A 13,956-nucleotide genomic window follows, 5' to 3' on the forward strand; every position below is an offset into this window, starting at 1 on the left:
TGCAGGGGCGCATTACGTTGTACTGTTCTTCCCTCGGGTTACGTGGAGCAGTTATGTCTTATTTACTTGAAATGAAAAGCATCACTAAGCGCTTCGGTACGGTGAAAGCCGTCGACAACGTGAGTCTCCGGCTGAACCCCGGCGAAGTAGTTTCGCTGTGTGGTGAAAACGGTTCGGGCAAATCAACATTGATGAAAGTGTTGTGCGGAATCTACCCGTACGGCAGCTACGAAGGTGAAATTGTCTTTGCCGGTGAAGTCATCCAGGCGACACACATTCGCGATACCGAACGTAAAGGCATCGCCATCATCCACCAGGAGCTGGCACTGGTGAAGCATCTCACCGTGCTGGAGAACATTTTCCTTGGGGCTGAGATTTCCCGCCACGGCGTGCTGGACTACGACACCATGACGCTGCGCTGTGAAAAGCTGCTGGCGCAGGTGAGCCTCAGCATTTCACCAAATACTCGCGTGGGCGATCTTGGCCTGGGGCAGCAGCAGTTGGTCGAAATAGCGAAAGCACTGAATAAACAGGTCAGGCTGCTGATCCTTGATGAACCAACGGCGTCGCTCACCGAACAGGAAACGGCGGTACTGCTCGATATCATCCGCGATCTGCAAAACCACGGTATCGCCTGCATCTACATTTCGCACAAGCTGAATGAGGTCAAAGCCATTTCTGACACCATCTGCGTGATCCGCGACGGGCAACACATCGGCACGCACGAAGCGGCTGGCATGAGTGAAGATGACATCATCACCATGATGGTGGGACGCGAGCTGACGGCGCTCTATCCGAGTGAGCCTCACACAAGAGGTGATGAAGTGTTACGGGTGGAAAACCTGACCGCATGGCACCCCGTAAACCGCCACATCAAGCGGGTGAATAACATCTCGTTTTCACTTCATAGCGGCGAAATCCTCGGTATTGCGGGTCTCGTCGGTGCCGGGCGCACCGAAGCCGTCCAGTGTCTGTTTGGCGTGTGGCCAGGACGTTGGGAGGGCACTATTTATATCGACGGTCAGCCGGTGAAAATCGACAACTGCCAACAGGCCATTGCCCGTGGCATTGCCATGGTGCCGGAAGACCGCAAAAAAGACGGTATCGTACCGGTCATGGCAGTGGGTAAAAACATCACCCTTGCAGCTCTTGATCAGTTCTCCGGTGCCCTGAGCAGCCTGGATGATGCCGCTGAGCAGCAGTGTATTCTCCAGTCGCTCGCCCGACTGAAGGTAAAAACATCCTCTCCGGAACTGGCCATTGGTCGTCTGAGCGGGGGAAACCAGCAGAAAGCAATTCTGGCGCGCTGCCTGCTTCTCAATCCACGCATATTAATCCTTGATGAGCCAACGCGCGGGATTGATATCGGTGCCAAATATGAAATCTACAAACTGATTAATCAGCTTGTACAGCAAGGGATTGCCGTCATTGTCATCTCGTCTGAATTACCCGAAGTGCTCGGTCTGAGTGACCGCGTGCTGGTGATGCACGAGGGAAAACTGAAAGCCAACCTGATTAACCAGAACCTGACGCAGGAGCAGGTGATGGAAGCCGCTTTAAGGAGCGAACGTCATGTCGAAAAGCAATCCGTCTGATATCAAAGTCGCGGTTCCGACGCCCGGATCATTTGCGGGGCTAAAAGCGCTGAATCTGCAAGTTTTCGTGATGATCGCGGCGATTATCGTCATCATGTTGTTCTTCACGTGGATGACGGATGGGTCGTACTTAAGTGCGCGTAACGTCTCTAACCTGCTGCGTCAGACGGCCATCACTGGCATTCTGGCTGTGGGCATGGTGTTCGTGATTATCTCAGCGGAGATCGATCTGTCAGTAGGTTCGATGATGGGGTTGCTCGGAGGCGTGGCGGCAATTTTTGACGTCTGGCTTGGCTGGCCGCTGCCATTGACCGTTGCGGTGACGCTGGTGCTGGGACTTGTGCTCGGTGCCTGGAACGGCTGGTGGGTTGCCTACCGTAAAGTCCCGTCGTTCATTGTCACTCTGGCAGGGATGTTGGCCTTCCGTGGGGTCTTAATCGGTATTACCAACGGCACCACCGTCTCCCCCACCAGCGCGGCGATGTCGCAGATTGGTCAGAGTTACCTCTCCGATAGCGTGGGCTTTACGATTGGCGTGGTAGGTTTGCTGGCGTTTGTCGCGTGGCAGTGGCGTGGCCGCATGCGCCGTCAGGCGCTGGGGCTGGCTTCTCCTGCATCAACGTCCGTGGTGGGGCGTCAGGCCCTTACGGCGGTTATTGTGCTGGGTGCAATCTGGCTTCTGAATGACTATCGCGGTGTCCCGACACCTGTATTGCTGCTGGCACTGTTACTGCTGGGTGGCATGTTTATGGCCACGCGTACCGCGTTTGGCCGCCGTATTTATGCCATCGGCGGCAATCTTGAAGCAGCCCGCCTCTCCGGGATCAATGTCGAGCGAACCAAACTCGCGGTCTTCGCCATTAACGGTCTGATGGTTGCTATCGCCGGGTTGATTCTCAGCTCACGTCTGGGGGCTGGTTCTCCCTCCGCCGGTAACATCGCAGAACTGGATGCTATCGCCGCCTGCGTCATTGGTGGTACTAGCCTCGCAGGTGGTATCGGTAGCGTGGCGGGGGCCGTGATGGGCGCATTTATTATGGCTTCGCTGGATAACGGGATGAGTATGATGGACGTCCCGACGTTTTGGCAGTATATCGTCAAGGGAGCCATTCTTTTACTCGCCGTCTGGATGGACTCGGCAACCAAACGACGGGCCTGATAACAGTATTATGACTTAATTGGGAAGAGAGCCATGTTCGAAAAGCGTCACCGCATTACGTTGTTATTCAATGCCAACAAAGCCTACGACCGTCAGGTTGTTGAAGGGGTTGGTGAATATTTGCAGGCGTCGCAATCCGAATGGGATATCTTTATTGAGGAAGATTTTCGTACCCGTCTGGAGAACATCAAAGACTGGCTGGGCGATGGCGTTATCGCGGACTATGACGATCCCGTCATTGAGCAACTGCTGACAGACGTCGACGTCCCGATAGTGGGCGTCGGCGGCTCTTACCATTCCCCCGAACACTATCCGCCGGTTCACTATATTGCCACCGATAACCATGCCCTGGTCGAGGCTGCGTTTCTCCATTTAAAAGAGAAAGGTGTCCATCGCTTCGCGTTTTATGGCTTACCCGCCACCAGCGGCAAGCGCTGGGCCGCTGAACGTGAACACGCGTTTTGCCAGTTGGTCGCGCAGGAGAAGTATCGTGGCGTAGTGTATCAGGGGCTGGAAACCGCCCCTGAAAACTGGCAGCACGCGCAAAACCGTCTGGCTGACTGGCTGCAAACGCTGCCACCGCAAACCGGGATTATTGCCGTCACGGACGCCCGCGCACGCCACGTTTTGCAGGTCTGCGAACATTTGCACATCCCGGTGCCGGAAAAACTGTGCGTGATTGGCATTGATAACGAAGAACTTACCCGCTATCTGTCTCGCGTGGCGCTCTCCTCGGTTGCACAAGGGACGCGTCAGATGGGCTATCAGGCAGCGAAGTTACTGCATCGCCTGCTGGATAAAGAATCCCTGTCGCTTCAGCGGTTGCTCGTGCCTCCTGTCCGCGTCGTAGAACGCCGCTCAACCGACTATCGCTCCTTAAGCGACCCGGCCGTCATTCAGGCCATGCACTATATTCGCAACCACGCCTGCAAAGGGATTAAGGTCGATCAGGTGCTGGACTCCGTGGGTATTTCGCGTTCGAATCTGGAGAAGCGCTTCAAAGAAGAAGTGGGTGAAACCATTCATGCTGTCATCCATGCGGAGAAGCTGGAGAAAGCACGCAGCCTGCTCATCTCCACATCACTGTCGATCAACGAAATCTCGCAGATGTGCGGCTACCCGTCGCTGCAATATTTCTATTCAGTGTTTCGCAAAGAGTATGACACCACGCCAAAAGAGTACCGGGATCGCTACAGTGAGGTGCTGATATAGAAAAGAAAACGCCTTCCAGTGGAAGGCGTTTTTTTGAGATTACATATGGGCGGCGATTAAGCGCTGGTTATCCTGGTACATGGCGAACAGATAGTTGTTATAGCTCTGTCCCTTCGTCGAATAACCTTTCAGCTTGTGGATCATCGTCGTGGCCGTCACTTCCTGATCCGCTTTACGCAGCTGTGCGCGTGATTTACGGAACGATGAGTAGGCCGGATGCGTGTTCAGATTCACCACGTAGGCACTCACGGAATCCTTCACGGATTCAAACTGCGAATAGCCTTTCACCTTACCAGGTGCATTGTTACAACGACCTTTCACACATTTCATGCCGAAAAGGTTGTTGTTGCTACGCGCCAGCTTTGACGTGCCCCAGCCGCTTTCGGCTGCCGCCATGGTCGCAACCATGCTATTCGGGATGATATCCACGCGCTCCAGCAGAGAATTCCACGGCACACGACGCGTGTTACCGTTCCAGCTCAGCTTGTAGCGCTTCGTGATATCTTTCAGACGCGCGCGTTCAGACGGCGACCAGCGGCTATCGTACTGTTTGGAAATCAGCCAGTTACGATCCGCAGTAATCGCGGCATTTTGACTCGTGATGTAAGGCATTACCGTCCGGAGAAACGCTTTTTTCCTTGGTGTTCCGGAAGGGTATTTTCGCAAATCAGGAAGTGAACTACTCTTTGCACTATTGCGAGAATACTCTTGTTTACTGCTAACCTTACTACTTGTCGTCTTTATAACGTGGGCTTTCTTACTCGTTGTATCCGTGTGCGTCTTCGCAAGCACCTCACCCGAAAATGCCGTGGTGAGTAACATGAGTATCGCAGCCCCATATCGTCGAATGGGAGTCGATATCATTAGGTCTCCTGGTCGGATGTAATCATCCTAACACCTTATTTTTTTCACAAATTTGAGAGCGGAATCTCAAATCATATCAAAAATAGACTTCAAGAGCACGTATAGAAATAGTCCAATTCCGAAACTATGTCATCTAAAACTTGCTCACAAAAACACCATTCCCGAAAAAATGTGTGCGGTATCGCAGATAACTGCTTAATTTTGCGCGAGATCACTCATCCTCTCGCGTCCTCCTGGCAGAAAGCGATAAGGGATGAGTTTTTACCCACAACCTGATGGCACACTGGTCAAAAATGCCGCGACAGGAAAATGGAATGAAACGCACCGCAATAGCCTTTCTGATGTTACCCGCACTGGCACATGCAGGCTGGTCATCACCGGGGTTTACTGCATTTAACACCGAAGGCACCGGGATTTTCACCAGCCAGACAAAGCTCGCGAAGGGTACGCGTCCTCTTACACTAAGTTTTGACAAGACGTGCTGGCAGCCAACCGATGCGATAAAACTCAACGAGATGCTGTCGCTCAAACCCTGTGACGGCACGCCGCCGCAGTGGCGTCTTTTCCGCGACGGTGAATACCAGATGCGGATTGATACTCGATCCGGCACGCCCACCCTGCTGCTAACCATCCAGAGTGCCACAGAACAGCCAGTTACCAATGTTATCCGCCAGTGCCCGAAGTGGGACGGTAAACCGCTGACACTCGAGGTCAGCCATACCTTCCCGGAAGGTTCCGTCGTGCGCGACTACTACAGTAAACAGACAGCGACGGTACAAAATGGAAAAATCACTCTGCAACCGGCCGCTAACAGCAACGGTCTGCTGCTGCTTGAGCGCGCCGAAACCGACAAACCTGCGCCGTTTAGCTGGCAAAATGCCACCGTCTATTTCGTGCTCACTGACCGTTTTGTGAATGGTGACCCGAGCAACGACAACAGCTATGGCCGTCACAAAGACGGCATGCAGGAGATTGGTACTTTCCACGGTGGAGATCTCAAGGGGCTCGCCAGCAAGCTCGATTATTTACAGCAACTGGGTGTGAATGCGCTCTGGATAAGTTCCCCGCTTGAGCAGATCCACGGTTGGGTCGGCGGTGGCACCAAAGGTGATTTCCCTCATTATGCCTATCACGGCTATTACACTCAGGACTGGACGAAGCTCGACGCCAACATGGGTACCGAAGATGATTTACGTCATCTGGTCGATGAAGCGCATAAACGTGGCATTCGTATCCTGTTCGATATCGTCATGAACCACACGGGCTACGCGACGCTTGCGGACATGCAGGAGTATCAGTTTGGTGCCTTGTATCTGCAGGGTGATGAGCTGAAAAAGACGCTGGGAGAACGCTGGACGGACTGGAAGCCGGGCGCAGGCCAAAGCTGGCACAGCTTTAACGACTACATCAACTTTAGCGACAAAGCCGCGTGGGAAAAATGGTGGGGGAAAAAGTGGATCCGCACTGATATCGGTGATTACGACAACCCCGGCTTCGATGATTTAACCATGTCACTGGCGTTCTTACCCGACCTGAAAACGGAATCCACCACACCTTCCGGGTTGCCTAATTTCTATCAACACAAGCCTGATACCCATGCGAAAGCCATACCCGGGTATACCCCGCGTAATTATCTGACCCACTGGCTCAGCCAATGGGTGCGTGACTACGGCATTGATGGTTTCCGGGTTGATACAGCCAAACACGTTGAGCTGGCGGCCTGGCAACAGCTGAAAGACCAGGCCAGCCAGGCGCTGGCTGCCTGGAAAGGTGCTCACCCGGATAAAAAGCTCGACAATGCACCATTCTGGATGACCGGGGAATCCTGGGGCCACGGCGTCATGCAGAGCGATTATTACCGCCATGGTTTCGATGCGATGATTAACTTTGATTATCAGGAGCAAGCGGCAAAAGCAGTGAACTGTCTGGCAGATATCGACCTCACCTGGCAGCAGATGGCGGAAAAATTGCAAAGTTTCAACGTCCTGAGCTATCTCTCTTCGCATGACACGCGCCTGTTCCGCGAAGGAGGTCAACGCGCAGCTGAACTGCTCTTGTTAGCGCCGGGTAGCGTACAAATCTATTATGGGGATGAATCTGAACGTCCATTCGGGCCGACAGGCTCCGACCCGCTGCAGGGCACCCGGTCAGATATGAACTGGCAGGACGTCACGGGCAAGCAGGCTTTAACCGTCACCCACTGGCAAACGCTGGGTCAGTTCCGCGCGCGCCATCCGGCGATTGGTGAAGGCAAACAAACCACGCTGTCGCTGAAAGAGGGATATGGCTTCGTGCGCGAGCATAATGGCGATAAGGTGATGGTAGTATGGGCAGGTAATTAATAACGGTTCACTCCTGTTCCCTCTCCCGTTGGGAGAGGGTTAGGGTGAGGGGAAAATCAACAGAACTATTCACTACACAAATCAATTCCCGCCACATAAAACAACAAATCCGACCACACCACCCGATTTGCACCAGCACGGTGCTAGCGTTATGGTTACCCACTTTCAAAATAAGCTCGACAGATCACCTGCTATGACGTTTTCACTTTTCGGCGACAAATTCACCCGCCATTCAGGCATTACTCGCCTGATGGAGGATCTCAACGACGGGCTGCGCACACCGGGCGCAATCATGCTCGGCGGCGGAAACCCGGCTCAAATACCGGAGATGAATACCTATTTCCAGACGCTGCTCGCTCAGATGCTGGAAAGCGGCAAAGCAACCGATGCGCTTTGCAACTACGACGGCCCGCAGGGTAAAACCGAACTGCTGGCACTCCTCGCCGAAATGCTGCGTGAAGAGCTAGGCTGGGATATCGAACCACAGAATATTGCACTGACAAACGGCAGCCAGAGCGCGTTTTTCTACTTGTTTAACCTGTTCGCAGGACGTCGCGCCGACGGCACCACCAAAAAGGTGTTGTTCCCGCTGGCACCGGAGTATATCGGCTACGCCGATTCCGGCCTGGAAGAGGATCTGTTCGTCTCCGCGCGCCCGAATATCGAGCTGCTGCCGGAAGGCCAGTTCAAATATCACGTCGATTTTGAACACCTGCATATTGGTGAAGAGACGGGCATGATCTGCGTATCACGTCCGACGAACCCGACGGGCAACGTGATCACCGATGACGAACTGATGAAACTGGATGCGCTGGCGAATCAACACGGCATTCCGCTGGTGATCGATAACGCCTACGGCGTACCGTTCCCGGGCATTATCTTCAGCGAAGCACGTCCGCTGTGGAACCCGAACATTGTCCTGTGCATGAGCCTCTCTAAGCTGGGCCTGCCGGGTAGCCGCTGCGGCATTATCATCGCGAATGAAAAAATCATCACCGCCATTACCAACATGAACGGCATTATCAGCCTTTCACCGGGCGGTATCGGCCCGGCGATGATGTGCGAAATGATTAAGCGCAACGACCTGCTGCGTCTGTCCAATGAGGTGATTAAGCCGTTCTATTACCAGCGTGTTCAGGAGACAATTGCGACACTTCGCCGCTATTTACCGGAAGAACGCTGCCTGATCCACAAACCTGAAGGGGCGATTTTCCTGTGGCTGTGGTTTAAGGATCTGCCCATCACCACCGAACTGCTCTATCAACGCCTGAAGAAGCGCGGCGTGTTAATGGTACCGGGCGATTACTTCTTCCCAGGCCTGGATAAACCGTGGCCGCATACACACCAGTGCATGCGCATGAACTATGTGCCCGATCCGGAAAAAATCGAAGCGGGTGTCAAAATTCTGGCCGAAGAAATCGAAAAAGCCTGGCGCGAAGAGGGTTAAGGTTTTACGCCAGATGATGCTGTCGTTCCGTACGTAATCTGGCGGGATCAACACAGCGCAACGCGTGGGTTGGACAGGCCTCCACACAGGCAGGTCCGCCTTCGCGATGCATGCACAAATCACACTTCAGCGCGTGCGCCTTATTTCCCTCCAGCCGAACCTGCATCGCCCCAAACGGGCACGCCAGCATACAGCTTTTGCATCCAATACAGCGCGTCTGCTCCACGAGCCAGGCTCCCGCAGTGCGGCGAATGGCATGGGTTGGGCAGACATTGGCGCAGGGTGCATCTTCGCACTGGTGGCAGCCAACAGCCGTGGTATATGACCCTCCTTTAACCACACGAATGCGTGGCGTAAAGGCATGTGCGGATACGGAATCCTGATGCGACACCGCGCAAGCTGCTTCACAGGTACGACACCCAATGCATTTTGCCGAATCCGCCATGATAAATTGGTTCATCTGTTACGCCTCGCGTACGTTAAAACCCAGTTCTTTTGAAATAGCCTCTGCCGTTTCACGCAGTGGTTTAAGCAAGTTTTTCTCGCCCACCTGCTTCATGCGTGATGTCGATAGCGATATGGAGATCGCATACGGCACGCGACCATGAATATCAAACACCGGCACGGCGATACAGGAGACACCCAGCTCGTTCTCTTCTTTGTCCATCGCCATGCTGCGATCGCGAATTTCCGCCAGCTCATCATACATGGCACTCAATTCTGTGATGGTGTTGCGGGTCAAAGGTTGGATCTGTTCCTGATGGCTTTCCCAGTAGCTCGCCACATAGTCCTGGTGACCAAACGCCATGTAGATCTTGCCCATCGCTGAGCAGTAGAGCGGCATATGCTGACCGATATAAGCACGCGTGCGCAGCATACCGGTTGTCGGCTCGAGTTTATAAATCAGGATCGCGTGGTCGTCTTCCCGGCTGGAAAAGTTCACCGTCTCACCGGTAGCAATATTCAGCGCTTCAAGGTGTGGCGCCGCCACGTGGATGATATTAAGCGACGACAGCGCCTTTTGCCCGACGGCGATAAATTTGGTGGTCAGACGGTAACTGCCCGCCGCAGGCGCCGGGGTAACGTACCCGCAAGACTGTAACCCCTGAAGTAACCGGTGCACGGTGCTCTTATTCAAACCTGCCAGTTCCGATAAATGCGCAAGCGGGCACCCGTTCGGATAGTTGCTGAGGATCTCAATCAGCATCAGGCCGCGAAACAAGCTCTGGCTACCTGCTGGCCTCTCTTTTTCTTGCGTCATTTCGCTCTCTTTCATGCTCATTAAATGGCTCCTTTTTATCGCGCTCCTGATGGTAGCGCAAAGTGTGGTTTAGTTCACGATCTCAACAGAAAAAACACAACCAATTGATTTTAATGATTTTTGAAAAACATAAATGTCGTTGATCTGACAAATTTTGATCGTTATATTTGAAATCAGATTTCGCATAGTGAAATTTAACGATAAAAAAGCACTCGCACTGACCCCTAAAATGAACAGGAGAACAGGGATGAAAGTGACCTTTGAAGAGTTGAAAGCGGCGTTTAATCGGGTCCTGCTCGATCGCGGCGTAAAAGCTGACGCCGCAGATGCCTGTGCGGAGATGTTTGCCCGCACCACAGAATCCGGCGTCTATTCACACGGCGTGAACCGTTTCCCGCGTTTTATTCAGCAACTTGAAGCTGGTGACATCATTCCTGACGCTCTGCCAAAACGAGTAACGTCATTAGGCGCCATTGAGCAATGGGATGCTCAGCGCTCCATCGGCAACCTGACAGCGAAGAAAATGATGGATCGCGCCACGGAGCTGGCATCCGATCACGGTATCGGCCTGGTGGCTCTGCGTAACGCTAACCACTGGATGCGCGGCGGTAGCTACGGCTGGCAGGCGGCGGAGAAGGGTTATATTGGAATTTGCTGGACCAACTCCATTGCCGTGATGCCCGCGTGGGGATCAAAAGAATGCTGCATCGGCACCAACCCGCTAATCGTTGCGATTCCCTCCAACCCAATCACCATGGTCGACATGTCAATGTCGATGTTCTCCTACGGCATGCTGGAAGTGAATCGCCTGGCCGGGCGCGAATTGCCGGTTGATGGCGGGTTTGACGACGAGGGTAATCTCACCCGTGAACCCGGCGTCATTGAGAAAAACCGCCGCATTTTGCCAATGGGCTACTGGAAAGGATCAGGTCTGTCTATCGTACTGGATATGATCGCTACCCTGCTTTCCAATGGTTCTTCCGTAGCGGAAGTGACGCAGGACAACAGCGACGAGTATGGTGTATCGCAGATCTTTATCGCCATCGAGGTCGACCGCCTGATCGACGGCCCGACCCGTGATGCCAAACTGCAGCGTATCATGGACTTCATCACCAACGCTGAGCGGTCCGATGAAAACGTCGCCATTCGTCTGCCGGGACATGAATTCACCCGCCTGCAGGAAGAGAACCGCCGTAATGGCATCACGGTCGATGACAGCGTGTGGGCGAAAATCCAGGCCCTGTAAGGAGTGGACGATGATATTCGGACATATTTCACAGCCAAATCCGTGCCGTCTCCCACAGGCGATTGAAAAGGCGCTCGATTTTCTGCGCACCACGGACTTCACGGCACTGGAGCCGGGCGTTGTTGAAATTGAGGGACGCAACATCTTTGCCCAGGTGATCGATCTCACCACCAAAGCGTGGCATGAGAATCGCCCGGAAGTACACCGTCGTTATCTGGATATACAGTTTCTGGCATGGGGTGAAGAGAAAATCGGTATCGCTATAGATACCGGCACCAACAAAATAAGCGAATCATTACTGGAACAGCGGGATATTGTTTTTTATCACGCCAGCGAAAATGAATCCTTTATCGAAATGATACCTGGCAGTTATGCCATATTTTTCCCGCAGGATGTCCACCGTCCTGCCTGTATTAAGAACAAAGAATCCACAATTCGTAAAATTGTGGTGAAAGTGGCAATCAGTGAATTGAATTAATTTTCTGATAAATACAGGAATGCGAAATGACCAACACCGGTTTTATTATTGGTGCGTACCCCTGCGCACCTTCGTTTCACCAGAAAGGGGAACAAGAAGAACAAACCTTCTGGCGGGAACTTTCCGACACACCCAACATCCGTGGGCTGGAACAACCTTGCCTTGAAAACCTGCATCCGTTTGGTGATGAATGGCTGTTCCGTCATACGCCAGGGGACTGGCAAATCGTGGTGACGGCAGTGATGGAAACCATGCGCCGCCGTGGTACCAACGGCGCGTTCGGTCTGGCCTCCGCCGACGAGCAACAGCGTAAGGCCTGCGTCGAATTCTATCGCCATCTACACCAGAAAATTGACGCCGTGAATGCCCGTTATCCCGGGAAAGTGATCGCCCTGGAGATGCAGGCAGCACCGCAGGCGGGTAATGCCTCTGTCGAACAAGCCACTGAGGCATTCTCTCGCTCCATTCGTGAAATAGCAGGTTGGAACTGGTCATGCGATCTGGTTCTTGAGCACTGCGATGCCATGACCGGCCCCGCACCGCGTAAGGGTTTTTTACCCCTGAAACAGGTACTGGAGGTGGTAAAAGAAACGGATATCAGCGTGTGCATTAACTGGGCGCGCTCGGCCATCGAAGGTCGTAACACTGCCCTTCCGCTTGAGCATGTTCAAACCGCACTCAACGCCGAAAAACTCAGCGCGCTGATGTTCTCCGGGACAACAGCAACCGGTGAATACGGTGACTGGCAGGATCTCCATGCACCGTTTTCTTCGTTCTGCGCCGACAGTTTAATGACCACTGAACACGCAAAAACACTCTTTACTGCGGCGAGCGCCGCAACATTGAAATTCTCCGGTATTAAATTACTGGAAATAAATGTTAATGCTGACGTCAGCCATCGCATTGCCATTTTGCGCGACGGCATTAGCGCCATGAATAAAGCGACACAATAAAAATAAAAATCTTATTCCGGTTACATTTACTGAGATATTAAATATGAACACGACCTCTCATGCTCTACATGCTGATATTCCGCGCCAGCGCTGGTTAAGAATCATTCCCCCTATTCTTATCGCCTGCATTATTTCTTATATGGACCGAGTGAATATTGCGTTTGCGATGCCAGGTGGTATGGATGAAGAATTAGGTATATCCGCCACAATGGCTGGCCTGGCGGGCGGTATCTTCTTTATCGGCTATCTGTTCCTGCAAGTTCCCGGCGGCAAGATTGCTGTTCATGGCAGTGGTAAGAAGTTTATCGGCTGGTCTTTGGTCGCCTGGGCGGTGATTTCAGTCCTGACCGGCCTTGTTACCCACCAGTATCAGCTGTTGGTGTTGCGCTTCTTACTGGGTGTGGCGGAAGGCGGGATGCTACCCGTTGTGCTGACGATGATCAGTAACTGGTTCCCGGATGCCGAACGTGGCCGTGCCAACGCGATTGTGATTATGTTTGTGCCCATCGCCGGGATCATCACAGCACCGTTGTCGGGTTGGATCATCACCGCGCTCGACTGGCGCTGGCTGTTCATCATTGAAGGGCTGATGTCCATTGTTGTTCTGGTGCTCTGGGCCTTCACCGTGTATGACCGTCCACAAGAAGCCCGCTGGATATCGGAAGCCGAGAAAAACTACCTGGTGAAAACGCTCGCGGCGGAACAGCAGGCGATTGCCGGTAAAGAGGTGAAAAACGCCTCACTGAGCGCAGTACTGTCCGACAAAACCATGTGGCAGTTGATCGCCCTGAACTTCTTCTACCAGACCGGAATTTACGGTTACACCCTCTGGCTGCCAACCATCCTGAAAGAGCTGACACACACCAGCATCGGCCAGGTAGGGATGCTCGCCATTCTGCCTTACATCGGCGCCATTGCGGGCATGTTCTTGTTCTCGTCTCTCTCTGACCGTACCGGCAAGCGCAAGTTGTTTGTCTCTCTCCCCTTGATTGGCTTTGCACTCTGCATGTTCCTTTCCGTCGCGCTAAAGGCGAACACCTGGCTGGCCTATGCCGCGCTGGTAGGTTGCGGGTTCTTCCTGCAGTCCGCTGCGGGCGTGTTCTGGACTATTCCGGCGCGTCTGTTTAGCGCCGAAATGGCGGGCGGTGCACGCGGTGTCATTAACGCGCTGGGTAACCTCGGTGGCTTCTGCGGCCCGTATGCGGTGGGTGTACTGATCACGCTGTACAGCAAAGACGCAGGGGTTTACTGCCTGGCGGTGTCTCTGGCACTGGCCTCGCTGCTGGCTCTGCTGTTACCGGCGAAATGCGATGCCGGAGCTGAGCCGAATCCCTCGGTGAATTCACATAAACGTGCGGCCTGATGCCCTCACCCTAGCCCTCTCCCACGGGGAGAGGGA

Annotated in this window: 12 protein-coding genes; 9 read left to right on the forward strand and 3 right to left on the reverse strand. The window is 53.5% G+C overall.

The features are described from left to right. The first annotated feature begins 53 nt into the window (after nucleotides 1–53). The 3 genes from HED65_RS13350 to xylR are packed head-to-tail and all read left to right on the forward strand — an operon-like array spanning nucleotide 54 to nucleotide 3,966. Complete coding sequence (locus HED65_RS13350; protein ID WP_114978932.1) at nucleotides 54–1,595, forward strand: xylose ABC transporter ATP-binding protein; 1,542 nt, start codon at nucleotides 54–56, stop codon at nucleotides 1,593–1,595. Continuing rightward, the gene (gene xylH / locus HED65_RS13355) at nucleotides 1,573–2,754 is read left to right on the forward strand and encodes a xylose ABC transporter permease XylH (RefSeq protein ID WP_114978933.1); all 1,182 of its coding nucleotides are present in this window, start codon (nucleotides 1,573–1,575) and stop codon (nucleotides 2,752–2,754) included. Before HED65_RS13350 ends, xylH begins: the two co-directional genes overlap by 23 nt. A 33-nt stretch (nucleotides 2,755–2,787) precedes the next feature. Beyond that, on the forward strand, nucleotides 2,788–3,966 hold the full coding sequence (gene xylR / locus HED65_RS13360; RefSeq protein WP_114978934.1) for a D-xylose utilization transcriptional activator XylR: 1,179 nt from the start codon (nucleotides 2,788–2,790) through the stop codon (nucleotides 3,964–3,966). A gap of 39 nt (nucleotides 3,967–4,005) precedes the next feature. Here xylR and HED65_RS13365 read toward each other — a convergent pair whose 3' ends face one another. Next, a complete protein-coding gene (locus HED65_RS13365) occupies nucleotides 4,006–4,830 on the reverse strand; it encodes a protein bax (RefSeq protein WP_032666887.1) in 825 nt (274 codons plus the stop codon). Between the two features lie 314 nt (nucleotides 4,831–5,144). Here HED65_RS13365 and HED65_RS13370 point away from each other — a divergent pair, with 314 nt between their 5' ends. Continuing rightward, nucleotides 5,145–7,172, forward strand: a complete 2,028-nt coding sequence (locus tag HED65_RS13370) for an alpha-amylase (protein ID WP_114978935.1) — start codon at nucleotides 5,145–5,147, stop codon at nucleotides 7,170–7,172. A gap of 193 nt (nucleotides 7,173–7,365) precedes the next feature. Beyond that, complete coding sequence (gene avtA, locus HED65_RS13375) at nucleotides 7,366–8,619, forward strand: valine--pyruvate transaminase (RefSeq protein WP_114978936.1); 1,254 nt, start codon at nucleotides 7,366–7,368, stop codon at nucleotides 8,617–8,619. A 4-nt stretch (nucleotides 8,620–8,623) separates the two neighbouring features. On the opposite strand, the gene HED65_RS13380 is transcribed toward avtA, so the two are convergent. Together HED65_RS13380 and yiaJ are read right to left on the reverse strand one after the other, a co-directional pair. Further along, nucleotides 8,624–9,079 (reverse strand): 4Fe-4S dicluster domain-containing protein, encoded by a 456-nt coding sequence (locus HED65_RS13380; protein ID WP_114978937.1) that lies wholly within the window; start codon nucleotides 9,077–9,079, stop codon nucleotides 8,624–8,626. Between the two features lie 3 nt (nucleotides 9,080–9,082). Continuing rightward, nucleotides 9,083–9,901 (reverse strand): IclR family transcriptional regulator YiaJ, encoded by an 819-nt coding sequence (gene yiaJ / locus HED65_RS13385; RefSeq protein ID WP_021242452.1) that lies wholly within the window; start codon nucleotides 9,899–9,901, stop codon nucleotides 9,083–9,085. A gap of 226 nt (nucleotides 9,902–10,127) precedes the next feature. Here yiaJ and yiaK point away from each other — a divergent pair, with 226 nt between their 5' ends. The 4 genes from yiaK to HED65_RS13405 are packed head-to-tail and all read left to right on the forward strand — an operon-like array spanning nucleotide 10,128 to nucleotide 13,920. Then, complete coding sequence (gene yiaK, locus HED65_RS13390) at nucleotides 10,128–11,126, forward strand: 3-dehydro-L-gulonate 2-dehydrogenase (RefSeq protein ID WP_114978938.1); 999 nt, start codon at nucleotides 10,128–10,130, stop codon at nucleotides 11,124–11,126. A gap of 10 nt (nucleotides 11,127–11,136) precedes the next feature. After that, nucleotides 11,137–11,604, forward strand: a complete 468-nt coding sequence (locus tag HED65_RS13395; RefSeq protein WP_114978939.1) for a YhcH/YjgK/YiaL family protein — start codon at nucleotides 11,137–11,139, stop codon at nucleotides 11,602–11,604. A gap of 26 nt (nucleotides 11,605–11,630) precedes the next feature. Continuing rightward, on the forward strand, nucleotides 11,631–12,557 hold the full coding sequence (locus HED65_RS13400; protein WP_114978940.1) for a DUF4862 family protein: 927 nt from the start codon (nucleotides 11,631–11,633) through the stop codon (nucleotides 12,555–12,557). A gap of 43 nt (nucleotides 12,558–12,600) precedes the next feature. Next, nucleotides 12,601–13,920, forward strand: coding sequence for an MFS transporter (locus HED65_RS13405; RefSeq protein WP_114978941.1), 1,320 nt, complete (start codon nucleotides 12,601–12,603; stop codon nucleotides 13,918–13,920). Nucleotides 13,921–13,956: the final 36 nt, after the last annotated feature.

The organism is Pantoea sp. LS15 (assembly GCF_012241585.1).
Lineage (GTDB): Bacteria > Pseudomonadota > Gammaproteobacteria > Enterobacterales > Enterobacteriaceae > Enterobacter.

Coding starts and splice junctions, on each gene's coding strand:
- HED65_RS13350 (WP_114978932.1), top strand. CDS start 54: ATGTCTTATTTACTTGAAATGAAAAGCATCACTAAGCGCTTCGGTACG.
- xylH (WP_114978933.1), top strand. CDS start 1,573: ATGTCGAAAAGCAATCCGTCTGATATCAAAGTCGCGGTTCCGACGCCC.
- xylR (WP_114978934.1), top strand. CDS start 2,788: ATGTTCGAAAAGCGTCACCGCATTACGTTGTTATTCAATGCCAACAAA.
- HED65_RS13365 (WP_032666887.1), bottom strand. CDS start 4,830: ATGATATCGACTCCCATTCGACGATATGGGGCTGCGATACTCATGTTA.
- HED65_RS13370 (WP_114978935.1), top strand. CDS start 5,145: ATGAAACGCACCGCAATAGCCTTTCTGATGTTACCCGCACTGGCACAT.
- avtA (WP_114978936.1), top strand. CDS start 7,366: ATGACGTTTTCACTTTTCGGCGACAAATTCACCCGCCATTCAGGCATT.
- HED65_RS13380 (WP_114978937.1), bottom strand. CDS start 9,079: ATGAACCAATTTATCATGGCGGATTCGGCAAAATGCATTGGGTGTCGT.
- yiaJ (WP_021242452.1), bottom strand. CDS start 9,901: ATGAGCATGAAAGAGAGCGAAATGACGCAAGAAAAAGAGAGGCCAGCA.
- yiaK (WP_114978938.1), top strand. CDS start 10,128: ATGAAAGTGACCTTTGAAGAGTTGAAAGCGGCGTTTAATCGGGTCCTG.
- HED65_RS13395 (WP_114978939.1), top strand. CDS start 11,137: ATGATATTCGGACATATTTCACAGCCAAATCCGTGCCGTCTCCCACAG.
- HED65_RS13400 (WP_114978940.1), top strand. CDS start 11,631: ATGACCAACACCGGTTTTATTATTGGTGCGTACCCCTGCGCACCTTCG.
- HED65_RS13405 (WP_114978941.1), top strand. CDS start 12,601: ATGAACACGACCTCTCATGCTCTACATGCTGATATTCCGCGCCAGCGC.